Origin of the sequence: Dielma fastidiosa, assembly GCF_003475485.1 — a bacterium.
Taxonomy (GTDB): Bacteria; Bacillota_I; Bacilli_A; order Erysipelotrichales; family Erysipelotrichaceae; genus Dielma; species Dielma fastidiosa.
Genome location: NZ_QRQL01000005.1, coordinates 146882 through 171737, shown reverse-complemented (window position 1 = coordinate 171737; position 24856 = coordinate 146882). Strand labels below are relative to the sequence as shown.

Genomic DNA, 24856 nt, shown 5'->3' with positions numbered 1-24856 from the left:
TCTCCTTTTATTTTAGTCCATAATGCTCTAATGCTTTATCTAAAATCCGTTCAGGATATGAAATAGCTTCATCAACATTGCCATAATAAACGTTCTTCCCCTCGAAACGTTCTTCCTCCTCAATTTGAATGCTGACTGCTAAAATAATCATATCCGCACGGTCAATGTCCTCTTCACTTAGTTCATTTTCAATACCGATACTTCCCTGTGTTTCAATGTGATACTCATACCCGCGTCTTCTGCACTCAGCCTCTAATGACTCCTGTGCCATATAAGTATGAGCAATGCCTGTCGGACAAGCCGTAATACCAACTACAAACATTTAATTCAGCTCCTTTGCGATATCTTCGTTTATTTTTTCTAAATATTGAAATGCTTCATCATTATTTTTACAAGCCAACAGCTTTTCTCTGAATTCCTGCTTCATCAGATTTTTACTGATTTGAGAAATCAGCTTCAAATGAATCACATTTTTTCTGCTCTCCGGTACGCCGATCATAAACAGCAGATCAACTTCCTTTTGTTCATTTCCCCATAATATCGTATGTTTGGGTTTCATAAAGCCGACAAAAGCTTCGCGTACTGTGTCGCTCATACCATGCGGAATAGCTACGCCAAAACCGACAGCGGTAGAAAACTCTTCTTCACGATGATAGATGGCTTTTAAAAAGCTCTCTTCATCCTCTATAACCTGAAGCTGAACCGCCTGATGGACAAGCTTTTCAATCGCTTCACTCTGGCTGTCAACTTCTTCATCTACAAATACAAGTTCTTTTCTAATCATAATATTCCCCTATTCCTAACAGTACCTGAATCGTACGTTGATCAATATTCTGTCTGAATGCCTCTGCCAGCTCACGGCTTTTAATAAGGCAGTATAAGTCATCTAAGATTTTTTTACTGATTGTCAGATCATTTTCTGCGATATTGAAGAAAATAACGAGCTTGACGGTGTGATTTTTCCATTTTTTTGCTGTTTTAAGCAAATAGAAACTGATAATTGTTTTATTAACCAGCTTAATATCACCATGCGGCAGCGCAATCTGATAAATATTATCCGTAGAACCTACGGTTTCCCGGCTCAGCATGGATTGGGCATACCCTTCCTTTACATAACCGGCCTGCTTCAGCAATTCCGCCATGTTCATGATAATTTCTTCCTTGCTTTCAGCTTCACCTTCAATAATAAAATCAGGATGCAGATAGCGCTTTAAGGTGGATAATTTTAATTCACTGCGCTCATTTTTCGGCGGCTGAAGAATCTGCTGCTGATAGAAAGACATGATATTGCGCAGATCCTCATCCGTGATGACCGGTGATACGCGGACGACCGGTTTATGAATATCTTCTACATCAACAGTTGATACGATAAAATCAATGCTGTCTAAATTGCAGCGCAGCGCTTTAGAGGTAGAAGCTGTTTCAATCGCGTTAAAGGCCGGCAGTACCATGCGCAAACGGTTTAAAATCAGTTCTGAGGTTGCGATGCCCTGCGGACAGATCAGCAAGATGCGTTTAGTACGCTGCTGAAGATCGATAAAATTTTGGAAATGAATCACCAGAAAACCAACCTCATCCTCACTGATGTGAATATGCAAGGCATCGGCTTCACTTTCCAGTACGACCCAAGTAAGATTAAACAGCATCTCAAATTCTCTTTTAATTTGTTTCAGCAATTCATTTTTCAGCTTTAACCCTTTACGCAGACGAAAGGTCATCGCGTTGAGATGCAGCAGCAGATTATTCCGATATTCCTCATTATCTGAGAATTGAACATAGATCAGCATTTCCATTTTTTGCAGGATCTTTTCAAAAATTACCCGATCAGCTTCCATGATTTTCTCAAAATTATGAATCTGAATGCGGTCTGCAACCAGATATTCCACAAGAAATTGAGCATCGCCTTCACTGAATTCAACATTCAGCTGCTCGGTCAGCGTTGAGAGAAACTGCTTAGCGAGAATTTGATTCGGTAAAAAGCGAATGCGGTCATAGTCAAGCAGATTGTCTTCATCCTGAATATGCCGGCCGGCGGATGCAAAGCTGGCTAATACGATTAACACTGAGGAGATATTGGTCATATAATGTTCAGCGAGATTGATTTTCACATCCTGAATATAATCCGTCACTAAGGCAATTACCGCCTGAATGATTTGCATATCATAAAGCGCGCTGAGATGAGCCAGCTTTTCATGAAAGTCATTGCCGATCAGAAAGCCTTCATTTAATTGAATCAAGGCTTCACAGACACTGCGTTCATTGACCTCACCGCTGAGCGTGATTTCCTTGTGGCTGATATTAAACCGAAGCCCGCTTGGATTTTCCAGCAGCTGATTCATGGCAAGGATATCTTTGCGGATCGAGCTTTCAGATATGAAGAATTCATCACCAAAGGCATCCAGTGATACCTTGTTTTGCTTCAGCAGAATGCGGTAAACTAATTCCATCCGCCGGCTTTCAATGGAGAACAGATCCGTTTCTTCATCCATTTCTTCATTGATGGCTTTCCCCTTGAATACCTCAACCCCTGACCAGGGCTGCGCAGCAATGTATAACCGCGCTGATTGAGTTCAGGTTCAAGTAAATCAAGATAGGAATAAACCGTTCGCTTTGAAACATTCAGCTGACGGGCATATTGTTCCACCGTGCTTTTTTGCTGCTGACGCAGTAAAATATTCAGCAATTCCTTTTGTTTAGCTGACAGCATGGGTTTCTCCATCAAGCGCCGCTTCAAACCTGCGCAATGATGCAAGCAGTTTTTCATGATCACAGTTTATAATATCCTGTTTCTTAAAAATACCGCCTGCCGAGCCAACGTAATGATAGCCACTGTTTAATACTTCCTGTACATTTTCCGCATTAACACCGCCAACCGCTAATAATGGCAGATCACCTAATGGTTCCATCACCTTTTTCGCATAAGTCCAACTCAGCTCATTGGCGGGGAAAACCTTGACAAGATCGGCACCAAGCTGAAGCTGGGTATAAATTTCATGAGGTGTAAAGGCGGCGGGAATAGCGATTACATCATGAGCGTGGCATGTATCGATCATTGCTTTCGTATAGCCAACCGGGGATAGAACAAATTCTGCACCCGCGGCAATAGCTGCTTTTACTTCATCATGGGTAACGACTGTACCGGCACCGATATGCAGGCAATGCCCATATTCCTTGGTAATTCTGCTTATGATTTCCAACGCGTTTTCAGTATTTAAGGTTATTTCTACATTCTTTACTTTTGAACTCTGACATAAGGTATCACAGACTGCCTTTACCTGTTCATACGTATAACCTCTTAATATTGATATGACACATCCTTCCATCATCGACCCCTCCTTTCTGATTTCATTGTATCCTTGATCTCTGATTTTGAAAATTTATGCATTTGCAGGAGGCTGCTGCAAAATGAATGATTCATAATAAGCTTTAATTTTTACACATTCCTCATCGGTATAGCTAAACTGATTTAATAATGCGATGCCCTGATGCGTTTCCTCATAGAAATCATAGACACAGGCAGCGGCGATCGTTTCAAGCAGCACATCCCGTCCGCCATCATGCAATAATTGCAGCGGTTTGTATAAACGCTCATCACTTCCCAGCTTGCGGCTGACATTGCGCGCGTTGCGTGAAATGGGATCTTTTAAATAAGGATCAGAAAATTTAATCAGCGCGTTCTTCGCAAATTGCTGCTGTTCCGCTAAAGACAGCTGAAAATAATCGGCCAGCCGCTGATTCATTTCCGGCAGCAGCATCATCAGCTTTTCATGAATTTGCGCGTCATCAGCCGCCTCAGCGAGCCACTCATAATGTTTCAGATAGCCTAGATAACAAATAACCGCTGACAGACAATTATATGTGTACAGCTTGCGTTTCATTAATGAAGTAAAATCATCAATCCGCGTTATCCCCTTTAAAGGCAAGATCAAGCCGCTGTTTTGAATCGGCAGATAATCCAGATCCTGCGAAATCATATCCAGGCCCTCCGCATTTTCTGTTGTGGTAAATACGCCGGCATTCAAAAGCACACAATTATTTGCCGCTGCCTGATCCAAATGAACCAGCAGCTTTTCGCCCGCATTAACGGCATTTTCAAAGAACAGAATGATTAATGGAAATTCACGTTCTTTGATCCACTCATTAAGCTGTACAGCGATGTCGGCATAGTTGGAACAGTCGATAGAAATACATAAAATATCAGCAGCAATGAGTGCTTCATGCGCCTTTTCACTGCCAAAAACACAGCATTCCTCATAGTTAATTGTCAGTGTCGGCCGATCATTGAAAAAATGAATCTGATAACTGTTTTGTTTGTTGAGGGATTGAATCAAGGCTTCATCCTTATCACAAAAGCATAGGTTAACATCATGCAGAAAACGCGGAATAAACCCGCGCCCGCACTTGCCGGCACCAAGAATCATAACCCGCTTCATTGCAGCACCTGCATCAAGAAAGCATAGCTTTCAGCCTCAAGCTGCCACGCGTGGTCACGTTCCTTTTCACGGATTTCCACAGCAACGCTGATTTCACCCGTGAGATAGCGATCCATCAGTTTTTTAATCGCACGGGCACTCTTAAGCGTTAAAAAGCCCTCTTCACAAAAATTCAAATGATGATCACCATAAAGCGGTGATTGTTTATCGAGGATGGCATTCGCAAAGTGTACCCGGACGATATAGGGTGCCAACGCGGCAAAGGATGCTTCAAAATCATCTTCATTTAAAGCCATGTGGGCACTGTCCCAGCATAAACAAACCTGTTTATCCTCTATGGCTGATGCCGGCAGACGATGCATAAAGCTTAAGACTGTCTCAGTGGTGCCAAGAACATTGCATTTATGGGCAAACTGATCTAAGGGCTCAATAATCAGTTTGAATGGATAGGCCTTCATATTGATTTCATCAAGCAGTTCACTCACTGATTTCACAAAAGCGTCAATGCCTTCATTAAGCGTCGTCTCAATGCCGCCGCTGGCAATCCCCAGCCATGTGCATCGGCCAAGTGCCGCAAGCTGCATCATTTCCTTTACTTTTTCCACTGCTGAAAGCCGGTTTGACTCATTGACTGAAGACAAATTCAGACCAGCCCGCGACAGCTCTCCGGTAATCCAAAACGTCAGCTGTTCAGTTTTAAACACTTCATCACAGACAGCTCGCACTGATGCTTCCTTCATGATACGTGTTTCAATACTCGCATACCGTTTCAGTTCCCCTAAACGCTGATAAAGCTGACACAGATCCTGCTCATTATGAGTCAGCGGATCAAGTATATTAGATACTAATATTGATGGTTGATAAATAGGCATAAGGTTAAACCTCCTTCATAGTTTCATTTTATCAAAGCTGATGCATATAAGCCGATATTCTCTTTCAACAGCCTGTTGAAAAAAAGCTGTCTTAAATTTAGGCATACTCATTCTATCAACTGAGTGATTCATTATCAAATCATCAAGCAGACAAGTTACTGGTAATTCCAACCAAAAAAGGGAGGCCTTTTGCCCCCCGATAGTGTTATTCAAATAAATCAGATCATTGATAATTTCGAACCAGCCGATACATACGGCGCAGCAGCCATTCGATGGTATACAGCTGATGTTCAAGCAGCCAGCCCTGTAAGCGGACAAAAACTGAAGTATATGCTAAAAGCGGTTTTAATGCCGTTAGATCTTCATTCAGCTTATCCTTCATCCAATCCTTTTTCATTAACCGATAATAAAAGCCTTTGGCATCCAGTATATTCAAATTCATAGCTAAAATACTGCGATAGATTTCAGCAATATCCCTTTCCTTTAAGTGATAGAAAGGAAGCAGTGCATAAACCTCCTGACGCATCTGCTCAACATAAAGAAGACTATTGCTGCTTAAGGTTCTGGAAAGACTGCTGCCGCCCCAACAATAATGATAATAAGGCTGATTAATTACAAGTATCTGATCAACTGCCAGCAAATAATTCATATTAAACACCAGATCTTCACCGCAATGCAGCTCCTCTTTGAAACGCAGCTGTCTGTCCATGATGATTTGATGTTCATAAAGTTTGTTGCAAGGTGAATTTAACAGACTTTTACGGCTGAATACCGCTAATTCCGTTTTATCACATAGACTTACCGCCTGTTTTTCATCATAGACATGCACATAAGCTTTATTCTCGGTTTCTAAAACATAACCGCACATAACTAAAACCGTAGCCTTGACCTGTGCCATGAGAGCAGCTGTCATTTCCGCATCAATACAATCATCGGAATCAACAAAAAGCAAATAACGTCCGTTGGCCTCTTCAATGCCTTTATTCCGGGCAGCCGATACTCCCTGATGTTCAATTTGGAATAATTGAATGCGCTGATCCTTTTCCATATAGGTTTCACATACCGCTAAGGTCTGATCCGTGCTGCCATCATCAACAATAAGAATTTCCAAATCATGAAATGTCTGAGCGAGAATTGAATCCAGACAGCGGCCAATTTTATCTTCACGATTATAAACCGGTATGATAATACTTATAAGTCCGTGATCCATCTGCATTCCTCCTTTACCATTTCAGCAGCTAACAAACAACGACATTATATCAAAGAATTACGATTAAATGCAAAAATACGCCAATTAAGCTATTTTTATTTTGACATTGTTATAATGATAATTTGAATACAGACTCTAAAATGTACTCATTGAAGGACTAGAAACAAGCATTATAGCTTTCTTTTATTTTAAGGCATAAATTGGACATTGATAGCACTAAGCATAAAAAAAACGCCTATTTCTAGACGTTAATTAGCATATGGTGACTCGTACGGGGTTCGAACCCGTAAATGCTGCCTTGAGAGGGCAGTGTGTTAACCATTTCACCAACGAGCCGTACATATATTTTACTCCTATTCAGCATCAAATTCAAGAAAAAAAGCTCAACAATTCATAAAAATTGCTGAGCTTTACAATTCTATAATTGAACGCTCTTACCGCCTGAGAACTTATTGAATACCAATAAGGAAATAACTGTCAGTACCGTTAATACGGTTGACAAGGCGGCTGCCACACCATATTGACCGCGGATAACCGACGTATAGATAGATACTGTCAGTGTCTGCGTCTTTACAGAATATAGGATAATGGCTGTCGACAATTCAGAAATCATCGTTACCCATGAGAGAATCGCACCAGAGATAATACCGGCAGACATCATCGGCATCGTGATCTTGAAGAAAGTTTTTGCTTTATTGCTGCCTAAGCTTAATGCAGCTTCCTCAATACTCATTGGAATCTGCTGCAATATCGCAACGGAGGATCGAATCGTATAAGGCAGACGCCTGATAACAAGCGCGATAACCATGATCAGCATACCACCGGTAATCGGCCGTTTAAAGGCTGTAATCAACGCGATACCGATAACTGTTCCCGGCACGATATATGGCACCATGGAAATCGTATCAACAATACCGGTCAGCCAATTGCGGCGGCGTACTGCGATATATGCAATCAATACTGCCAGCAATACGATAATGATCAAAGCGACGATCGGTATAAATAATGTATTCCATACAGATCTGCCTAACGATGATGAGAAGATCTGCTTATACTGATCCAGTGAATAGCCTGGCTGTCTGACCATGCCCTTATAATTCATAAATGAAGTATAAATGACATAGACCTGCGGCATAACCGCAAAACCAACTACAAAATATGAGTAGAAATGCAGCCAGAAGCTCTTAAAACCATGAACTTCCTTTTCTTCAATCGGATGCAGTGAATTCATTGAGAATGACTTACGGTTAGAAAGCCAGCGCTGACCGAGGAAGAAAATGGTAGTAATTAAAATTGCGATAATCGACAAAGCACTTGCGAATGCTGAGTCACCGCCTACCTCAGAAATAAACTCATTGAACAGCAATACCGGGAATGTCAGCCAGCCCTCACCAATCAGCATCGGTGTACCGAAATCAGCGAAAGCCCTCATAAATACAAGCAATGAGGATGCCAGCAGAGTGGGCATAATCAATGGAATAATAATCTTGAAGAAGCGTCTGAAGCCTGTACAGCCCATATTCTCACTGGCCTCGATCAAGGAATTATCAACATTGGATAACGCGCCTTGAACATAGAGGAATACCAACGGATACAGCTGTAAGGTAAATACGAGCAGAATACCGCCGAAACCATAGATATCAGGTAATATAATACCTAAAGGTTTCAGAAGATTTGTGATAACGCCGCTGCGTCCCATCAGCAAAATCCATGAATAAGCACCGATAAATGGCGCTGACATAGAAGCGATAATGATCAGCATCTGCATTACTTTTTTACCTTTAATCTTATATTGAGTAAAAATATAAGCTAAAGGCGTACCAACGGCAATCGAAGTGAACGTTGCCGCAAAGGAAACCACGAAACTATTTTTTAAAGCATTGGTATAATAAGGTCTTGAAAAGAACTTGGCAAAGTGCTCCATCGTTAAGCCAGCAGCCCCAATAACCGCATCCTTAAACATATTCAGCAATGGATAAAGCAGGAAGATTGCATACAGGATCAAAATACCTAAGGTAATTCCGCCCCATAAGTCTAATTTAAACTTGTTGTTATTCTTCATATCATTCACTCAACAAGAGATTTCTTTCGCCATCCGCTGTGAATACGTTGATTTTTTCCTTATTTACACCTAAATACATTTCACTGCCTGGTTCATAATCATCTTCCATCGTACTTTCACGAACGATCTGTGCTTCGTCGCCCGTTTCCAGCTTGATAAAATATTGAGTATTTAAACCAAGATAAACAGAATCATTAACCACAGCTTTAAAGCCGCTGCCCTGTGCCTCATGTGAAAGCACAAACTCTTCCGGACGAATTGATACTTGAACACTTTGATCCGGCAGATCCTTTAAGCGATCCAGTTCAATCGTAAAGCCATTGCTGAAATGAATCACACCTGATTTCAATTCTGCCTTAATCAGATTCGTACGGCCGATAAAGGTTGCTACGAAAACATTAGCCGGACGATGATAGATATTCTTAGGCGTACCTACATGCTGAATAACACCATCTTTCATTACGGCGATGCGATCAGAGATAGCCATGGCTTCCTCCTGATCATGAGTTACATATACTGTTGTAATACCTACTTCACGCTGAATATTACGGATAACCACACGCATTTCCAAACGCAGCTTAGCGTCAAGATTACTTAATGGTTCATCCATCAGCAATACATCAGGTTTAATAACCAATGCACGGGCCAAAGCGACACGCTGCTGCTGACCGCCAGACAGACGTTCCGGCATACGATCCTGATATTCCATGATCTGCATGGCATTTAAGAACTTATCGGTTTCTGTCTTTAAAGTATCCTTGTCAGCTTTACGGTTCTTCAAACCAAACTCAACATTCTGACGAACGGTTAAATGCGGGAAGATCGCGTAATTTTGGAAAACCATACCAATATTACGCTTGCTTGGATCCATATCATTGATCAGCTTATCATTAAAATAAAAGCTACCGCCCTCAATTGAGTTGAATCCAGCAATCATTCTTAATAACGTTGTTTTACCACACCCTGATGGACCCAGTAAAGTAAATAGTTCACCATCCTTTATATCTAAAGATAAATCTTTAATAATGGTATTATCACCGTACTTTTTGACGGCATCCTTTATTCTAATTTCACTCATACTAAACCCTCTTCTTTACTTAGCTACTGAAGTATAAATATCTTTATATTTTTCAACAATTTCATCCTTATGAGAATTTACATATTCACGGTCTTCTTCAATACGCACGATTTCATCCATCGGTGTCATGAAATCAGCAACTTCAACTTCTTTCAATACCGGACGATTTGTCAATGTTGTACCATAAATATCCTGAACTTCTTTGCTAGTGATGAAGTCAACGAATAATTGAGCATTTTCCATATTCTTAGCATTCTTGATGATACCTGTTGTAGCTGGCAGATAAACTGAACCTTCTACCGGATAAACAATTTTAACAGGCGCACCGTCACGAACTAATGTAGCAGCTGGATCTTCATAAGTTAAAGCAACAACCATTTCACCATCTGCGACTGATTTATAAACTGCACTTGAACCTGATGAAATCTTACCATCAATGTTTGTGAATAATTCTTTTACATAATTCCAAGCGCCTTCATCTTCATAGCCGCCCATTGCTAATAACATATTGGTTAATTGCGCAAATGCTGAAGAAGAGCTGGCTGGATCTGCTGTAGCGATCTTACCTTTTAATTCAGGATTTAATAAATCAGCATAGCCTTCAATCTTGATGTCACCGATTAATTCAGTATTTACTAATAAGCATGAACCATCAAGCACATAGCTTGTTGTATAACCGGTTTCATTGGCATAGTCAGGAATGATTAAGCCTTCATTTTTAGACGTATAGTTTTCAAACAAATCAGCGTTTTGGATATATTGTGAATGCGCGCCGCCGAACAGAATATCCGCATATGGATCATCTTTTTCTGATTGCAGACGTTTAATCAATTCACCTGTACCTGCCTGAATCAATTCAACTTTGATATTGTATTTCTCTTCAAATAATGGAATCGTTGCATTAATCAGACCTTCTGAGTTTGGTGAGTAAACAACTAATTTACCGCCCGTTTCACTCGGTGTATCCTTATTTCCATCATCCTTTGGTGTATCTGTACCACCATTTGAAGAACATGCACCTAACGTAAGTGCCATTAACATACTTGTAAGCAATATAGTCAATTTTTTCATATTTGCCTACCTCCTTATATTCTTATTATATTAATTGTGATAACGCTTTCATATCCTAAAAAAAGACAAAAAAGGGTATTATTCACAACTAATACCCCATTTTTTACTTAAGTGCCTTCATAAATTCCTTGGGTGAACAGCCGATATATTTCTTAAATACAATTGTGAAATATTTATAATCTTTAAAGCCGCAGTCAGTCGCAATATCATAGACATAACGGCTTTCATCCTGCATCGCATCAATCGCCTTCTGAATCCGCACCTTATTGAGATAATCATTAAAGGTTGTTCCGCAGCCATCCTTAAAACGCTTATTCAATAATGTCTCAGAATAGCTGAATACCTCACTGAGTTCTTTCATCGTAATCTTATTCATATAGTTTTCCTGAATGTATTCTACCATCCGGTTAACCAGATCATCACTGCTGTCCAGCTGTACCTTTACATCAAGCACCTGAATTGAACGAATGGCTTCCTTGCTTTCAACCTGATGCTGATAATGCTTACGCATCTTCAGCTGTTCAATCGCATGCTGAATCGCTTTATCCATCTCATCCTGTTCAACAGGCTTGAGCAGATACTCGCTGACACCGTAACGAATTGCCTTCTGCGCATAATTGAAATCATTATACCCGGTCAGAATGATCACGCTGTAATCAAATTCCTCATAAGTTGCTTCAATCATTGCCAAGCCGCTGATAATCGGCATATTGATGTCAGTAATAACAATGTCCGGCTTCAATTCCTTGATTTTCTCAATGCCGTCTTCACCATTATCCGCTTCACCGGCAACAACACAGCCATTCTTTTCCCAATCGGTACTGAAAATAATCCCCTTGCGGATCAAATATTCATCTTCACATATTAATACCTTATACATTGTGATCATCTCCCCTGATTTGTATTCTAAGACTCACTCGGGTATACTTGCCGACCTCACTTTCTACAATTAAGGTGCTCTTTTCACCATAAGACAGATAGAGACGGCGGGCAATATTAAATAAGCCATAATGAGTGGTTTCATTCTTATCTGAACGCAGACGCTGATTTAAAGCCTGTACTTCCGCTGGACTCATACCGGCGCCGTTATCCTCAACAATCAGCAGCATGCCGTCCTCATCAACACTGCCATGAATCGTAATCAGCAGCTTTTTCGCATGCGCAAAACCATATTTAATACTGTTTTCAAGTATTGGCTGAAGCAAAAGCTTAGGTACAACCACCTCGCCGCATGAATCATCTACATTGATTTCATACTCAAAACGATCATTGAAACGATATTTCTGAATCTTCAAAAACATATATGTGTATTTTAAATCTTCACTGAAATAAACCTGATCTAAATCATTATTTATACTATAACGCAAAAGCGCTGTCATCTGAATGATTAAATCTGATGCGATGCGCTGATCCATCAGAATCGAATAACGGATCGTATCCAATGTATTATAGAGGAAATGCGGATTGAACTGAGCCTCAAGCTGTTTAATTTCTGACTGACGGCGGATATCCGCTAATTCACTGTTTTTCACATGCAAAGCATTAATCTCATCCACCATGGAATTAATATTCTCAGCTATCAGAATAAACTCATCCTCGCCTTCCAGCTTTACATGATGATGGACATCACTTTTAATCTTATCAATCTCACTGATCAGCTGATTGATTGCCACCGTATTTGACTTAGCAATCTGATTGGCAAACCGTTTCGCAATCAGAAACAATGTAATTCCCAAAAGCAGGATAATCAATATACCGATCCAAAGCTGTTCAAGCTGATTTTCCAAGCCGCTGAACGTAAAAATCGTAATATCATAAGCCTTTAGATAACGATGATTAACGATATATTCACGGCCGTTATTCGTATAATGAGTCAGCGAAGAATCAAGCTTAAAGCGATTGTAATTTTGAATGAAGCTCTTTTGTGAGCAGGCGATGATATTGCCGAAGCGATCTGTAATCACCCCGTCCACCTGTTCGCGGGTAATCGCGTAATTCCAGTCAGCGCCATCCATCAGAATAAAGAGATAACCGCTGATTTCAGTATTTTCCATGATTGGATAACACATGAGAAAACGCGAATAGGTTTCACCGCGGCTGTATACCGCTGATACGATTTCTTCAGGCAAAGCCTTATCAATGACAATCCCGAGAAAACTCATAAAATGCTTATTAAAGGCATCGGCAGGCATGGTAGAAAGCACTGGCTGGCGGTCTGAATTCAGTAAAATCAAATCCGCCTTAATTTCAAATTCAGAAGTCATCTGATAGAAATTATAAACAATATCCTGTTCCTTCTTAGTACCGTCAAGCACAGCCTGATAATCAAGTGTATTATTTGCAGAATAAAGATACTTGGCATAATCATGATAAGTCTTTGTGAACAAACTGCTTAAGGATTCGCTGAAAAGATCAGCTTTGCGCTGATTGAGTGAATAGGAATAAATGAAAAGTGAACCGGCAAAGGCCACAATTGCGATTAAAATCAGCAAAATAATTGATTTAAAAATATTATGCTGTAATTTAGCTCTAAAGCTTGTCTGTTTCTTCATATTCTTATTATACCTTTTTTATAAGCTATGTAAAATATACTTAAACATAAAATAAGACTGACAGCTGTCAGCCCTGTTCATTATTAACTTTCTAATTGAAATTGTTCAACCAGCTTTCTTGACCGATTGAAAGCAATTAAATATAAAACCGCAAATACTAAAGATACGATGATACAGATCAGTGACAGGATTGGAATAAAGAGTACAAGATAAGTCAATATTGTAAACATTGCCCGTACCTTCCACATATACATTAACCGTTCAGCTGCTAAATCTGTTTGGCGGTTTGTTTCCATTTCCTTAATACCATAGGTAATCATGTAAGTGCTGTAAAGATTGCCAGCCACGATAAGGCCATTGATTATCATCACTAATATCACACTGTTTGTATCGCCAAAGCCTAAAAAATCAGCGATATAAAACAGCAGTGAAATGATAGTCATGACGATTAAAGCCGGCTTTGCTTTCACAAAGCATTCACTTTCGCCGCGCAGTTCAGCAATCCCGGACAGCATCAGCAGATAGCCGACAAAATCAGGAATCAGTCCCAATTTGGAACTGCCAAAAGTTAAAGTAAAATTAAAAAATACAAACAGCATGCCCCAGAATATTTTTTTCATGTTCATCAACCTCGCATAATAATTATAAATTAATTATTAAATACCCACAAGAGATATTAAAGTTCATATTTTATCTATAAGCATTACAATTTGTGAACTATGGAGCGGCTTCTAAGTCGATTCCCAACTGGATGCCGTACATCAGAAACTCCCCATTCACATATATCTCCTGATAGAAGATTTCCGCATCCACGTAATAATACCCTACTATTTCTCTAGGCGTAGCGCTATTGGTGGAATAGACGATGACCACATGACCGGCCTTTGGGTGAGTGAATTTATATTTTATTCTTTCAAAAGCATAGACCGTTCCATCGTCCAATTTTCTGGCACCGTGTACATGTTCACTTGGCAAATCCACAAGCTGCGCTTCCATTTCTTCTCTGGTTAGTATTTCAAAGCTGGCCAGAAACTGTTCGTGTGCATATTTTCTTACGCCGATAACGAGCAGTATCATGATCAGCAAAACTGCCAATATTGCACATAGCCGCCGGATTTTCTTTTTCATGGCTATTTCCGATAGAAGAAAGCTTCTAAATGCGAAATAATCCCACAGCCAATCACAAACCATAAATCGCTTGGCTCAAAAAACGTAAAAATTAATATCAGTACAATGCCATCCACAACTGCCAGCAAAATTAAGTTTGCTTTTTTTGAAAGTTTCAGCATACAGCTTATAAATAATACAATAATATAAATGTCTTTAAGAAAACTATAAAAATATCGATTCATGGTATCCCCCTTATTCTATTTTTCAGTTATTTCCTGAACCCCCATCTCACATCATGACTACCGATGCAGCCGCACTACATACTTATAGCCGTTTGCCTTGTAGTAATTCTTTGAGTATTCAATCGGTATATTCATATTATTATAAGTAATTCGTTCACGGTAAAAAATCGGCTCGTCTTTATCCAAAAACATATCCTTGCGGATAGCGGGTGTTGACATGATTGCCTCAATCGTTTCTGAAGCCGATCCTAATTTTACCCCGCAGCTTTCATAAAAATCATAAAGAGAAGTTGTCGCGCCGAATTTTTCAGTATCAATCACAAAACCCAAGCGCTGAGTGATATATGTTTCAAAGATACCGGATATGCGGCCATTCAATAATTTTAATCGCTTTAAATAATAAACATCTTCATTTGGTTCTATCTGCAGAAAACCAGCTACGGAAACCGAAGCCTGCTGCACCTCACATTTTAAAATAATACTTGACGGTACATCGCCGCCGCGTTTCGCATCTTCAGAGAAACCGGTCAGCTCATACAAGTCAGAGTATTTTTTCTTGGGCAGAACCACGGCACCCTTCCCCTTGATTTTCTTGATATAACCATCATGTTCCATATCCGTCAGCGCCCGGCGTACCGTAATGCGGCTGACTTTATAAATATCCTGTAATTCTGATTCTGAAGGCAAATAACTTCCAACTCCATAGGTGGAGTCCTCAATTTTTTTAATTAATTCTTCATAAATTACCATATATAATGGTATCGTTTTATTTTCCATGATATTCCCTTCACCTCTCTATTATTTTAAAGGATACGTTCCCTTAATTCAACCAATCATTCGCCTTTCATGCCGATATTTTAGCTATTTAAGCGAGTTTTTCGATGAAGTGATCATAATTCATAAAGAAAAACGGGTAATTAAATACCCGTTATGCTTCTTCTGCCATTGCCTTGGCGTCAATCACCTGCATGCTTTCCTTTACACTGTCCAGCGCGTTGCTGAGGAACGCTTTAATATCGTCGCCATCAAAATATTCACGGCTGGTCAATATTTCCAGCAATAACGGCAGATTGGCACCGGTAAGCACATAACCGCCATGCTCCGCTGTATATTTTAATGATGCGTTAAAAGGCGTTGCCGCAAACATATCAACGAGGATGCAGAAAGGCATCTTCTGATCAATATAACGCTGAGCGGCAGCAGCAATTTTCTCACTTAATTCATCAACATCATCGCCATTCATGAAGCAGAAACTGTCAAAACAGCTTTGTTCACCGGCAATCATCTCTACCGCATTTCGCAGTCCCTTCGCAAAATCAGAATGCGTACATAAAATTACTCCAATCATAAGTTATCCTCTCTGTGTTCTTCACGCCATTGCTGGGCTTTTTTACAGCCATCAAGAAATTGTTTAGCCCTTGCTGGATCAATTGGATTGCGCATATCGCCATTTTTAATCCAGGTTGCAACCGAAACACCATCATAATATTTCAGCAATTCAAATACATTTTCTCCGGTCGCGCCGCCGCCTAAGAAGATCGGCACATCCGGCAGGGTCTTGCGTGTTTCTTTGATTAACGAAAGACTTTCCTCACTGTCTTTGCCGCTCATGAATAGGCCGTCCGCAAAGGCACTCTTAATTGTTGTTTTCGCAGCTTTTGGTTTTGGATCAGGACAGAGATAATTGGCATTAACCTCCTGAACATCTGCATAAACCGGTATCGATGATCCGATGCGCTTCTTAAAGGTTAAAATATCCGCGCATTGACCAAACATAAAGCCGCTTAAATCTATACTTACACCCGTATACAAATGCTCGACACGGACAAAATCAGCCTTCGTGGCTTCCGCAACCGCCAATGAAGCGATGCCGTCCCAATTAATCAGAATGCCTAAAACCTTATCCGGGAATTGCTCTTTCAGCTTGTTACCTAAAACGCTCATAAAAGCGATGGTTTCGGTGCGGGCATGCTGGGCGATCGGGCCGTCGTGCATGTTTTGAAGGATAAAACCATCAAAGCCTAATTCCGCAATCATACTGGCTTCCGCTAAAACTGTATCGATGATGCTGTCAAAGGACTGTCCATCATTCAAATAACTGCCCGGCATTGCCGGCGGCTGAATCATCACCAGAGCCAGCGGGAACTTTTTCTTATCTAACATGGCATCTCCTCCTTACAAATCATGGAAAACAGGTCACTGGTTTTCAGTATTCCCTTTTCGCATACATATGCTGTAATACATTCAGGGCGTACACCGACAAGTTCTATTGACTCAAAGGCAACCCGTTCTTTTAATTCTTCAGGCCACCGCTCCGCAAGTTCATTTTTCAGATCCTTGGTCAGCACTTCTTTATAAATGCCGTAGCGAGCACGGATATCCCCCTTGATCAGCGGTGTCAGCACATAATAAGGCACGTGTCTGAGCATACATAATTCAGCTAAAATATCAGAACCAATCGTATTAAATGCCGTACCGTCAGGATAGAAGGTTTCTGCGCCGATAAAGACAGCATCTACCTTATCCAATACTGACAGCATGGAAGCATCAGGAATAAAATGTACCGTATGACCAGCCTCAACGATTCCCTTAACAAAAGGATAACCGCCATTAATCACCCTGCTTTCAGGGATATAAACAACCAGTTTCTGATCCGCCTGACAGACAGCTTTTTCTACTGTACTTGAGTAATCAAAAATCATAATGCATGACATCTTTGCCATTAAGCGCTGGGTATACGTAAGCAACTTCTTCAAATCTTCTTCAGCCTCATTAAAATAGGCATCCCTGGCTGCTTTTACCCGCATTTCATAGGCAGTGCTGCCCGCTTCAATCTTCGCTTCAATCTTCGCCAGCGCCAAAACGATCGCGTAGCTGGACTTGCCGCGGGTTTCCTTAAAGAAATCACCGACGATTCTGATTTTTTCACTGGCTATGGCTTCATCATTCTCAGCAGCGATATCCACATACATCGCGGATATCATTTTAATGTGATTGCTGGCACCTAATGAGCGGCCCTCTACAATATCATCAAAAGCCTTTAAACAGCTTTTGGGAAGCAGTTCTCTAACCTCATTCTTCTCCATATATTTCTCCTTGATTCATGATTAGAATAGGAGAGCGCCGCTCCCCTATTTCAGTTTTAATAATTGCGCAGCATTTTGATAAAAGATTTTATCCATCGCAGCCGCAGACAGATTCAGCGAATTGAATTTCATAATTGATAAATTAGTAAAATTACTTGGATAATTTGATCCATAGAGGAATTTATCAACCGGTAATTCTTTAAACATCTTATGCAATGCCGGTACCTCCGTTTCATACGAAGTCTCAAGCATCAGATTTTCTGTGCCTGCTTCTTTGCATAAATCAACGGTTCCATACGTATAATCAGTGCCGCCCATATGCAGAATCACAAATTGTACCTTTGGATAACGATGGGTGTAATAAACCCATTGCTCTGGCATTGTGTAGAAACCCTGTCCGCAAAACAGCTTAACGATCAGTCCCTTTGCTTCACAGATTTCTAAGATTGGTTCAATGTTATAGGCAAATTTCTCTGGCCGATAACCATGTTCCAGCGAATTAAATTCAATCATTTTAATTTCATCAGCAGCCGCGATTCGTCTGACTTCCTCAACGGCATCATCAAGCTTAGGATTAATCACTGCGCAGCCAATCAATTTATCTGGATATTGGCGAACTAGCTCAATGATTTTGTCATTGGCCGCAGACATACTCGCGCCATAAAACGTAGACACAACTCTTTGATCAATCTTATTTTCTTCCATATCCTGAAGCAATCCAGTCACATCGTATTCTTTGGTGATCGGATCACGGTCAAGATGGGCATGAAAATCCAGCACCATATACCTACCTCCAATTTCTTATTATAAAATACCAACGAATACACCAACGATACCAAGCATGATTGTAAGTACCATCAGCAGGATAATGTTAACCTTTTTCTTATCGATCAGCCAATACATCAACAATGTATAAAGCAGCGGAATCAGATTCGGCATTAAGCCATCTAATACTTCCTGAAGAGCGATAACCGTATCACCCTGTGTATAGGAGATATTTAAAGTTACATAAACTAACGCAGAAATAAAGCCGCCGCAGACCGTAAATGCCGCGATACCTGCATATTTAGTCAGACGATCAAGCATACCGCCTTCCTGAAGATTTGCCACTAATGCTAAACCGCCTTCATAGCCTTTAAAAATACCGAAATAACGAACACCCATACCAACGATCGTCATTACCGCAAAGAACAGGATCGGGCCGATTGGGCTGATATAATTGCTGGCCGCTACCATTGAACAGGCAAGACCCGCCATAATCGGACGCAGTGTACCATGAATCAATGAATCACCGACACCGGCTAAAGGTCCCATCAATGCTACTTTAATTGCATTAATTGAATCAACATCGATATCGCCGACTTTAGCGTTGCGTTCTTCCATCGCACAGGAGATACCGATACAGAAGGATGCCATACGGCCTTCAGTTAAAAACAGTTCACAGTGACGCTGATAAGCCTTCGCGCGTTCTTCTTTATCATCATAAACCTTATCAAGAACCGGAATCATACCCTGTAAGAAGCCATCTGCTTCCTGACGGGTTGTACAGTTACCGCTCTCAATGGCCAATGCATATTTGAATGTACGCCACAAATCTTTCTTTTCGACAACACAATAGGATCGATCACCGTTTTCAGCTTCATAATCGCTAGCTTCAAATTCTTCATCCTGACTCTTTTTCTTATCCGCATAGAAATTCAAGCCTACACAGATAATCGCAATCAATGCGATACCAATCATATTGATGCCTAAATAAGAAGCAAACAGGAAACCAACTAAGAAATAAGGCCAAGAGCTTTTATCTTTAACTGAACCAAGCAGCAAGGCAACACCGACTGCACCCAGCAAACCGCCGCCGGCCGCGATACCATCAATCAGCCATGGCGGAATGATATCAATGAATGCCTGAACATAGCTGGCACCGAAATAGACACCAACAAAGGTTGGTACACCAAAGCAAATATATTCAATCACTGATGGAATAATCGAAGTCCATAAAATTACTTTCTTTGGATTAGCTTCAGCCGCGGCCTTATCGACCTGACGCTGAGTAATCTCATAAATTGTAGAATTTCTTGTCTGACGGAAAATCTGACCGACAAATGAAATTGGCAGTGCCGTTGCGATACCGACTTCAACACTTCCTGTCGCACATGCTAATGCAGTTGCCAAGCCGGCGCTGATTGTTTCATCAGGCGGAATAGCGGTACCTACGAAGATAACAGCTAAGAACATTAATTCTACCGCGCAGCCAACTTGTAAGCCCATGGTCAGATCACCGAATACTAAGCCTACTAATGGCCCGATTACGATCGGACGATATAGGAATGTATGCAGGAATGCTTTATCTAAGAAACCAAGCCAAACGATAATAGACGTTAATAATGCTTCTATAAACATGGTATTTCCTCCCTCGTCTAAATTTCAATTATCCTAATTTTTTATTAATCAATTCAATAGGGTCTTTCGCCTTCTCCTCAGGAATTGCCTTGACTTCCAACTTTATCCCCTTGCTGTCAAGACTGCGGATAGCTTCAACATCACCCGGTTCGACATAAATATAATCAAGCAGCTTTGTTCTGCCGACTTCTGATTTTGAATTTGAGATATTGCCGATAATAATGCGGTCAATCTTTAATCCCATTTCTACTAAAGCATTGGCTTCTTTAGGATTTCTGACCAGCATTAATACATTCGTATTACTCTGATCCTCATTGACCCGCTTCACGGCATCCTTCTTGCTTAATATTTCAAGCTTGATGCCTGATGGTACAGCGAATTTCAGAATCATCTGCTGAGTTTTATCACCAGCAGCCTTATCATCAACAACCATAATCATTTTAGCTGCCGCGTCTTTGATCCATTTGGTAACAATCTGACCATGAATCAGACGATCATCAATTCTGAAGACATTAATGTTCATTTTTACTTCCTCCCTTTATGGTCCATAACTGCTCCGCGTTTTTATAGAATACATCCTCAAGCTCAGCTTCCGTAAAGCCCATCTGATAAATTTTCTGAATTTCACATTCCACTGATTTATACGGCCAGTCTGTACCGAATACGATGCGTTTAGAACCAACACAATCCTTAACCTTTTTAAGCACATCCGCCTCATACACTACAGATGTTTCAAGATAAATATTAGGAATATCACGAACTGCTTCAATGACGCTGTACGCAAACTCGCGGCAGCCCATATGTGTGAATACAAACCTTAGATTGGGATGCTTTTTCGCATAGCGAATCCAGGCAAAGGGGGTACTTAAAGGGCTGGTACCGACATGGGTCTGAACATGAACGCCATATTGTTCGATGCGTGTGAGGACTTCCTCTAACTGCGGTGTATTATCTGCGTAATAGCCATTCTTCCAGGAATGAAATTTAACTGCCTTATATTTTCTTTCACCGAGGCATAAATCAATTTCCTGCAGCGCGTCCGGCGCTTTTGGATTAATGAAAGCATAGGGATAAATCCGATCGGGATATTGAAGATGAGCCTCATAAACTAAATCGTTTTGAATCCGGTTCACCGTGCCGGATAAACTGCTGATGCCAATCTTAGCAATTCCATAATGATCCATATCCTTGATCAGATCATCAGCGGAATTAAGATCCCCTGAACTTGTTTTTCCCATATGTCCGTGAATATCATACATGATCATGGTTATAACACCTCCTGTCTCTTGTTATAACTATATACTAACTTGTTATATCTAGTTTGTCAAGATATACTATCAAATTCATCGATCATTTTATATATTCATTGTAAAAACCTCCTGAATCACTACTATATATGGATAAATTAAGCGATTTATAACCCTTCAGCTATAAAATTCACGCATCTGATACTGAAATATGATTAAAAAAAAGACCACCCAACATAACAGCTGCCTTGATATGCCGCTGAATGTCAGGTGAATCGCCCATCTTATTATGACATGTTATATTTTCATCCCTGTTCAGAATCGTTTTTCATAATTACCGACAATTTCATTTCCCTCACTTAAGATGATAAAAGCGTTGGGATCTAATGCTAAAACACACTGCTTCAGCATGGGAACCTCATACTTAGAAAGGATGGTAATAAATACATCCGTCTCTTCATTCGTATATACACCCATACCCTGCCAGCTTGTAACACCGCGGCCCAGCTCAGTCAGTACCTTTTGCTTGACTTCTTGATGCTTGGTGATCACCATTGCCTTTACAATGATATTTTGGGTATGAATCTTATCCATCGCCAGCGCGAATACTACCGCATAGATAATGGAATAGATCGCGTTTGAAAAGGAAAAAGCAAAGGCGCAATAGGTGTAAACAAGAGCATTGATGACGATTGAAAGCCTGCCGACCGTAAAGGTTTTTGAACGCATCGCGAAAAAGACACCGAGAATATCCGCACCCGCTCCGCTGCCGCCGGCTTTCAGACATAAGCCTGTCCCATAACCGCCAATCAATCCGGCAATGATCATGCTGGTCAGCGGATCTTTGAGAATCGCTGTTTCAGGAATCGGCACAATGGAAAAAGTAATTGTCTGAACGATGATTGAAAGCAGCGTCAATACAAAGAACTTTTTAGAAATACTTTTATACGCGATTAAAAATAAAGGTATATTCAACAGAAAATTAATGATACCGGCAATATCAAAATTAAATTCAAGATGAAAGATTTCAATCAGCAGTGTTCTGATAATCTGCGCGATACCGATGATTCCGCCATTATATACATGCATTGGAACCACAAATATATTAACTGCCATTCCAAATAAAAAAGAACCAGCGATTACATATAAAAAATTAGACGTCCATTTACTCTGCATACCTTAACCTCCCGCAATGAGCTGCAACCTTGATATATTATAACATATATCACAAACATATTATATCATGTTGATAGAAGAATAAGAATATACAAATAAAACACATCAAAATTTATCAGAATCAGTAGTCTTGACTCGGACTGTATTTTTTAAAAACTCGATTAATTCAATTTCCTGCGCAGTAAAGGCAGTGCCAGACTGAAAAATAACACATATGTTCATTTTAAACTCATCATCAATTAACGGAATATAACAGAATTCCGGATTTTTCGAATCCGGTGTAAGGGTTAAAAGTGAAAAACACTTATTATTTTTCAGCGCCAAGAATAATTCATCTCTATTCTGTACTTTCAAAGAAATATTAAAATCATAGATTTGCCTAAGCTTAGATGCTTCCGGCAATGCTGTATAATAAGTTAAAGGATATGCAAGCATTTCACTGATTGAAATACGCCTTTTGCCAGCAAGAGGGTGCTTCCTGCCAACGATAACATATGTCTGTACAGATTCAAAAAGTTTGAAATACCGCAGCTTATATTGCTTTATTTTTTCTGCGAAGCTGATTAAATCTAATTGGTTGATTGGCAAGATTCCAATATGAACTCCCTGACTTATGACATCATTAATTATTTCAGCGGGTTCTGTTCGACGCAGCATGTTTGAAAACAGATATCCCTGTTCCTGAAATTTAAGAAATGCTTCAAGAATATATGATAAATAAATGAATGAAACAGAAATCGACTGTATACCGCACTTAGAAGATAAATCTTCTATTTTTTTATATTCAGTCATGATATTTCTTGCCGATTCAATAAACTTTTCGCCATTTTCAGTTAATTTAATGCCTTTAGGTGTCCTTAAAAAAATCACAAAGCCTAATTCTCGTTCACACCTTTTCACAATATTATTTAATGATGGCTGTGAAATGAACAGTTTTTGCGAAGCGCGATTAATTGAGCCGCATTGAGAAATAGTGATAAGTTGTTTTAAATGGTGAATCTCCATAAGTTGATTTCCTTTCAGTTATAATGTATATGTTATAACAGATATAAAATTATACTTCAAGACAAAAACACAAAAAAAGGATAAAGTAGAACTGACATTAAAGCCAAGAAAGAGAGTGAAATAATGTATTCTTCAATTTATACAGAAAGTAAAGAAATGTATGATGAACTAATAGAATGGCGCAGAGAATTGCATAAAACGCCTGAATTAGGACTTGAGCTTCCGCAAACTGTCTCTTTTGTGAAAAACAAGTTAACTGAACTTGGTATACCGTTTGAAACAAAAGTGAATGGTAATTGCATTGTCGGATATCTAGGTTCAGGTGAGAGATGTCTGCTGCTTAGAGCTGATATGGACGGTTTACCAATGTTTGAGGAAAGCCAACTATCCTATGCATCGCAAAATGGCAATATGCACGCTTGTGGTCATGATATCCATACAACTGCACTGTTAGGAGCCGCTAAGCTATTGAAAAAGCATGAGCAGGATTTAAAAGGTAAAATAAAACTATTGTTTCAGCCGGGCGAAGAAACATTTGAAGGCGCCAGAGCCGTAATCAAGGAAGGTATATTAGAAAATCCTAAAGTAGATGCGTCTTTCGCGGCTCATGTTGCTTCTACCCTTCCTGTCAAAACCATCGCTTACGGCACGCTGACAGCCACTTCTGTCTTTGGTTTTAAGATTACGATAACTGGTAAAGGCACACATGGCGCTATGCCGCAGAATGGTATAGACCCGATTAACGTTGGGGTTACTATTTATCAGGCATTACAAGAGCTCATTGCGAGAGAATGTGCCCCCAGTAAAGAAGTATCATTGACCATAGGACAATTCAATTCTGGAACAATGAATAATGTCATACCAGAAACAGCTGTCTTACAAGGAACATTGCGCACCTTTGACAGTGAAACTAAGCAATATTTAATCACACGAATCAAGGAAATTGTAAAGAATATCTCTAAAGCCTTTCGTGCAGAAAGTAAAATAGAAGTGTTGACGGATATACCTGTACTTTGTTGTGATGAAAAAAGAAATGAAGAAATTGTGAAAGCGTTGAATTTAATGAATGCGGAATTAAAAATTATATCCGGCTTACACACAACTGGATCTGATGATTTTGCTGTATATGCAAATGAAGTACCGGCTTCTTATTTTATGATTGGTGCCAAAGAGAATTCGAATACTATTTACGCGCATCATAATCCAAAAGTATGTTTCAATGAACAGGTTTTACCAATTGCCGCAGCTGTCTATGCATGTGCTGCATTGGATTGGAAATAGTTAATGAAAGAATCATAAATGATATCAGTTA

General features: G+C 40.0%; 27 protein-coding genes, 1 tRNA gene and 1 pseudogene. 1 reads left to right on the top strand and 28 read right to left on the bottom strand.

All coding sequences use genetic code 11. The annotated features are described in order from the left end of the window. Positions 1–7: 7 nt before the first annotated feature. From DWZ33_RS12000 to DWZ33_RS18300, 28 genes and pseudogenes are all read right to left on the bottom strand, one after another. Complete coding sequence (locus DWZ33_RS12000) at positions 8–322, bottom strand: PTS fructose transporter subunit IIB (RefSeq protein WP_022938300.1); 315 nt, start codon at positions 320–322, stop codon at positions 8–10. After that, positions 323–784, bottom strand: coding sequence for a PTS sugar transporter subunit IIA (locus DWZ33_RS11995; RefSeq protein WP_022938301.1), 462 nt, complete (start codon positions 782–784; stop codon positions 323–325). Beyond that, positions 777–2489 carry a BglG family transcription antiterminator gene (locus DWZ33_RS11990; RefSeq protein ID WP_118454973.1) on the bottom strand — a complete coding sequence of 571 codons (1713 nt, stop codon included), beginning with the start codon at positions 2487–2489 and terminating at the stop codon, positions 777–779. The genes DWZ33_RS11995 and DWZ33_RS11990 overlap by 8 nt, the downstream gene beginning before the upstream one ends. Beyond that, complete coding sequence (locus tag DWZ33_RS11985; protein WP_182425687.1) at positions 2438–2719, bottom strand: HTH domain-containing protein; 282 nt, start codon at positions 2717–2719, stop codon at positions 2438–2440. Before DWZ33_RS11985 ends, DWZ33_RS11990 begins: the two co-directional genes overlap by 52 nt. Continuing rightward, positions 2694–3326, bottom strand: coding sequence for a bifunctional 4-hydroxy-2-oxoglutarate aldolase/2-dehydro-3-deoxy-phosphogluconate aldolase (locus DWZ33_RS11980; protein ID WP_026880938.1), 633 nt, complete (start codon positions 3324–3326; stop codon positions 2694–2696). The genes DWZ33_RS11985 and DWZ33_RS11980 overlap by 26 nt, the downstream gene beginning before the upstream one ends. 51 nt (positions 3327–3377) lie before the next feature. Further along, the gene (locus tag DWZ33_RS11975; protein WP_118454971.1) at positions 3378–4433 is read right to left on the bottom strand and encodes a mannitol dehydrogenase family protein; all 1056 of its coding nucleotides are present in this window, start codon (positions 4431–4433) and stop codon (positions 3378–3380) included. After that, positions 4430–5305, bottom strand: a complete 876-nt coding sequence (locus DWZ33_RS11970) for a sugar phosphate isomerase/epimerase family protein (RefSeq protein WP_118454970.1) — start codon at positions 5303–5305, stop codon at positions 4430–4432. Before DWZ33_RS11970 ends, DWZ33_RS11975 begins: the two co-directional genes overlap by 4 nt. A 223-nt stretch (positions 5306–5528) precedes the next feature. Beyond that, positions 5529–6515, bottom strand: coding sequence for a glycosyltransferase family 2 protein (locus DWZ33_RS11965; protein WP_182425685.1), 987 nt, complete (start codon positions 6513–6515; stop codon positions 5529–5531). Positions 6516–6775: 260 nt separating this feature from the next. Next, a tRNA-Glu gene (locus DWZ33_RS11960) sits at positions 6776–6851 on the bottom strand. Between the two features lie 82 nt (positions 6852–6933). Continuing rightward, positions 6934–8577, bottom strand: a complete 1644-nt coding sequence (locus DWZ33_RS11955; RefSeq protein ID WP_022938307.1) for an ABC transporter permease — start codon at positions 8575–8577, stop codon at positions 6934–6936. A 1-nt stretch (position 8578) separates the two neighbouring features. Then, positions 8579–9655, bottom strand: a complete 1077-nt coding sequence (locus DWZ33_RS11950; RefSeq protein WP_022938308.1) for an ABC transporter ATP-binding protein — start codon at positions 9653–9655, stop codon at positions 8579–8581. Positions 9656–9670: 15 nt separating this feature from the next. Next, on the bottom strand, positions 9671–10726 hold the full coding sequence (locus tag DWZ33_RS11945; RefSeq protein ID WP_118454968.1) for an ABC transporter substrate-binding protein: 1056 nt from the start codon (positions 10724–10726) through the stop codon (positions 9671–9673). Between the two features lie 103 nt (positions 10727–10829). Beyond that, positions 10830–11606: a response regulator transcription factor gene (locus DWZ33_RS11940; RefSeq protein WP_182425683.1), complete on the bottom strand. Its 777-nt coding sequence runs from the start codon at positions 11604–11606 to the stop codon at positions 10830–10832. Beyond that, a complete protein-coding gene (locus tag DWZ33_RS11935) occupies positions 11599–13278 on the bottom strand; it encodes a sensor histidine kinase (protein ID WP_118454966.1) in 1680 nt (559 codons plus the stop codon). Before DWZ33_RS11935 ends, DWZ33_RS11940 begins: the two co-directional genes overlap by 8 nt. A gap of 83 nt (positions 13279–13361) precedes the next feature. Beyond that, on the bottom strand, positions 13362–13898 hold the full coding sequence (locus DWZ33_RS11930) for a hypothetical protein (RefSeq protein WP_118454965.1): 537 nt from the start codon (positions 13896–13898) through the stop codon (positions 13362–13364). 97 nt (positions 13899–13995) lie between these two features. Next, positions 13996–14469: a hypothetical protein gene (locus tag DWZ33_RS11925; protein ID WP_147352889.1), complete on the bottom strand. Its 474-nt coding sequence runs from the start codon at positions 14467–14469 to the stop codon at positions 13996–13998. Next, positions 14409–14630 carry a hypothetical protein gene (locus DWZ33_RS11920; protein WP_118454963.1) on the bottom strand — a complete coding sequence of 74 codons (222 nt, stop codon included), beginning with the start codon at positions 14628–14630 and terminating at the stop codon, positions 14409–14411. The genes DWZ33_RS11925 and DWZ33_RS11920 overlap by 61 nt, the downstream gene beginning before the upstream one ends. A 57-nt stretch (positions 14631–14687) precedes the next feature. Next, positions 14688–15407 carry a GntR family transcriptional regulator gene (locus DWZ33_RS11915; RefSeq protein ID WP_022938317.1) on the bottom strand — a complete coding sequence of 240 codons (720 nt, stop codon included), beginning with the start codon at positions 15405–15407 and terminating at the stop codon, positions 14688–14690. A 151-nt stretch (positions 15408–15558) separates the two neighbouring features. Continuing rightward, positions 15559–15978 (bottom strand): PTS sugar transporter subunit IIA, encoded by a 420-nt coding sequence (locus DWZ33_RS11910; RefSeq protein WP_118454962.1) that lies wholly within the window; start codon positions 15976–15978, stop codon positions 15559–15561. Continuing rightward, on the bottom strand, positions 15975–16793 hold the full coding sequence (locus DWZ33_RS11905) for a BtpA/SgcQ family protein (RefSeq protein WP_022938319.1): 819 nt from the start codon (positions 16791–16793) through the stop codon (positions 15975–15977). The genes DWZ33_RS11910 and DWZ33_RS11905 overlap by 4 nt, the downstream gene beginning before the upstream one ends. Further along, positions 16787–17716, bottom strand: coding sequence for an IF-2B domain-containing protein (locus tag DWZ33_RS11900; RefSeq protein ID WP_118454961.1), 930 nt, complete (start codon positions 17714–17716; stop codon positions 16787–16789). The genes DWZ33_RS11905 and DWZ33_RS11900 overlap by 7 nt, the downstream gene beginning before the upstream one ends. A 45-nt stretch (positions 17717–17761) precedes the next feature. Next, positions 17762–18499: an amidohydrolase family protein gene (locus DWZ33_RS11895; RefSeq protein ID WP_022938321.1), complete on the bottom strand. Its 738-nt coding sequence runs from the start codon at positions 18497–18499 to the stop codon at positions 17762–17764. 21 nt (positions 18500–18520) lie between these two features. Beyond that, positions 18521–20116 (bottom strand): PTS system mannose/fructose/sorbose family transporter subunit IID, encoded by a 1596-nt coding sequence (locus tag DWZ33_RS11890; protein ID WP_022938322.1) that lies wholly within the window; start codon positions 20114–20116, stop codon positions 18521–18523. A gap of 28 nt (positions 20117–20144) precedes the next feature. Next, complete coding sequence (locus DWZ33_RS11885; protein ID WP_118454960.1) at positions 20145–20639, bottom strand: PTS sugar transporter subunit IIB; 495 nt, start codon at positions 20637–20639, stop codon at positions 20145–20147. Further along, on the bottom strand, positions 20629–21381 hold the full coding sequence (locus tag DWZ33_RS11880; RefSeq protein ID WP_022938324.1) for an amidohydrolase family protein: 753 nt from the start codon (positions 21379–21381) through the stop codon (positions 20629–20631). The genes DWZ33_RS11885 and DWZ33_RS11880 overlap by 11 nt, the downstream gene beginning before the upstream one ends. Before the next feature lie 297 nt (positions 21382–21678). Further along, a complete protein-coding gene (locus DWZ33_RS11875; protein ID WP_118454959.1) occupies positions 21679–22539 on the bottom strand; it encodes a YitT family protein in 861 nt (286 codons plus the stop codon). Between the two features lie 105 nt (positions 22540–22644). Further along, complete coding sequence (locus DWZ33_RS11870; protein WP_244925878.1) at positions 22645–23331, bottom strand: type 2 periplasmic-binding domain-containing protein; 687 nt, start codon at positions 23329–23331, stop codon at positions 22645–22647. A 39-nt stretch (positions 23332–23370) separates the two neighbouring features. Continuing rightward, positions 23371–23544: pseudogene (locus DWZ33_RS18300) on the bottom strand (LysR family transcriptional regulator); the annotation flags it as partial. Positions 23545–23667: 123 nt separating this feature from the next. On the opposite strand from DWZ33_RS18300, the gene DWZ33_RS11865 reads away from it, so the two are divergent. Beyond that, entirely contained in the window at positions 23668–24825 is a 1158-nt protein-coding gene (locus tag DWZ33_RS11865; RefSeq protein WP_118454957.1) for a M20 metallopeptidase family protein, read from the top strand. The last annotated feature ends 31 nt before the right edge of the window (positions 24826–24856 follow it).

What these genes read in the sequence shown, in the direction of transcription:
- DWZ33_RS11945 (WP_118454968.1), bottom strand. Translation starts at nt 10,726, where the DNA reads ATGAAAAAATTGACTATATTGCTTACAAGTATGTTAATGGCACTTACG.
- DWZ33_RS11930 (WP_118454965.1), bottom strand. Translation starts at nt 13,898, where the DNA reads ATGAAAAAAATATTCTGGGGCATGCTGTTTGTATTTTTTAATTTTACT.
- DWZ33_RS11915 (WP_022938317.1), bottom strand. Translation starts at nt 15,407, where the DNA reads ATGGAAAATAAAACGATACCATTATATATGGTAATTTATGAAGAATTA.
- DWZ33_RS11980 (WP_026880938.1), bottom strand. Translation starts at nt 3,326, where the DNA reads ATGATGGAAGGATGTGTCATATCAATATTAAGAGGTTATACGTATGAA.
- DWZ33_RS11935 (WP_118454966.1), bottom strand. Translation starts at nt 13,278, where the DNA reads ATGAAGAAACAGACAAGCTTTAGAGCTAAATTACAGCATAATATTTTT.
- DWZ33_RS11900 (WP_118454961.1), bottom strand. Translation starts at nt 17,716, where the DNA reads ATGGAGAAGAATGAGGTTAGAGAACTGCTTCCCAAAAGCTGTTTAAAG.
- DWZ33_RS11990 (WP_118454973.1), bottom strand. Translation starts at nt 2,489, where the DNA reads ATGGATGAAGAAACGGATCTGTTCTCCATTGAAAGCCGGCGGATGGAA.
- DWZ33_RS11950 (WP_022938308.1), bottom strand. Translation starts at nt 9,655, where the DNA reads ATGAGTGAAATTAGAATAAAGGATGCCGTCAAAAAGTACGGTGATAAT.
- DWZ33_RS11880 (WP_022938324.1), bottom strand. Translation starts at nt 21,381, where the DNA reads ATGATCATGTATGATATTCACGGACATATGGGAAAAACAAGTTCAGGG.
- DWZ33_RS11985 (WP_182425687.1), bottom strand. Translation starts at nt 2,719, where the DNA reads ATGGAGAAACCCATGCTGTCAGCTAAACAAAAGGAATTGCTGAATATT.
- DWZ33_RS11910 (WP_118454962.1), bottom strand. Translation starts at nt 15,978, where the DNA reads ATGATTGGAGTAATTTTATGTACGCATTCTGATTTTGCGAAGGGACTG.
- DWZ33_RS11870 (WP_244925878.1), bottom strand. Translation starts at nt 23,331, where the DNA reads ATGACTGAATATAAAAAAATAGAAGATTTATCTTCTAAGTGCGGTATA.
- DWZ33_RS11975 (WP_118454971.1), bottom strand. Translation starts at nt 4,433, where the DNA reads ATGAAGCGGGTTATGATTCTTGGTGCCGGCAAGTGCGGGCGCGGGTTT.
- DWZ33_RS11955 (WP_022938307.1), bottom strand. Translation starts at nt 8,577, where the DNA reads ATGAAGAATAACAACAAGTTTAAATTAGACTTATGGGGCGGAATTACC.
- DWZ33_RS11905 (WP_022938319.1), bottom strand. Translation starts at nt 16,793, where the DNA reads ATGTTAGATAAGAAAAAGTTCCCGCTGGCTCTGGTGATGATTCAGCCG.
- DWZ33_RS11890 (WP_022938322.1), bottom strand. Translation starts at nt 20,116, where the DNA reads ATGTTTATAGAAGCATTATTAACGTCTATTATCGTTTGGCTTGGTTTC.
- DWZ33_RS11970 (WP_118454970.1), bottom strand. Translation starts at nt 5,305, where the DNA reads ATGCCTATTTATCAACCATCAATATTAGTATCTAATATACTTGATCCG.
- DWZ33_RS11965 (WP_182425685.1), bottom strand. Translation starts at nt 6,515, where the DNA reads ATGGATCACGGACTTATAAGTATTATCATACCGGTTTATAATCGTGAA.
- DWZ33_RS11920 (WP_118454963.1), bottom strand. Translation starts at nt 14,630, where the DNA reads ATGAATCGATATTTTTATAGTTTTCTTAAAGACATTTATATTATTGTA.
- DWZ33_RS11895 (WP_022938321.1), bottom strand. Translation starts at nt 18,499, where the DNA reads ATGGTGCTGGATTTTCATGCCCATCTTGACCGTGATCCGATCACCAAA.
- DWZ33_RS12000 (WP_022938300.1), bottom strand. Translation starts at nt 322, where the DNA reads ATGTTTGTAGTTGGTATTACGGCTTGTCCGACAGGCATTGCTCATACT.
- DWZ33_RS11940 (WP_182425683.1), bottom strand. Translation starts at nt 11,606, where the DNA reads ATGTATAAGGTATTAATATGTGAAGATGAATATTTGATCCGCAAGGGG.
- DWZ33_RS11865 (WP_118454957.1), top strand. Translation starts at nt 23,668, where the DNA reads ATGTATTCTTCAATTTATACAGAAAGTAAAGAAATGTATGATGAACTA.
- DWZ33_RS11875 (WP_118454959.1), bottom strand. Translation starts at nt 22,539, where the DNA reads ATGCAGAGTAAATGGACGTCTAATTTTTTATATGTAATCGCTGGTTCT.
- DWZ33_RS11885 (WP_118454960.1), bottom strand. Translation starts at nt 20,639, where the DNA reads ATGAACATTAATGTCTTCAGAATTGATGATCGTCTGATTCATGGTCAG.
- DWZ33_RS11925 (WP_147352889.1), bottom strand. Translation starts at nt 14,469, where the DNA reads ATGGTTTGTGATTGGCTGTGGGATTATTTCGCATTTAGAAGCTTTCTT.
- DWZ33_RS11995 (WP_022938301.1), bottom strand. Translation starts at nt 784, where the DNA reads ATGATTAGAAAAGAACTTGTATTTGTAGATGAAGAAGTTGACAGCCAG.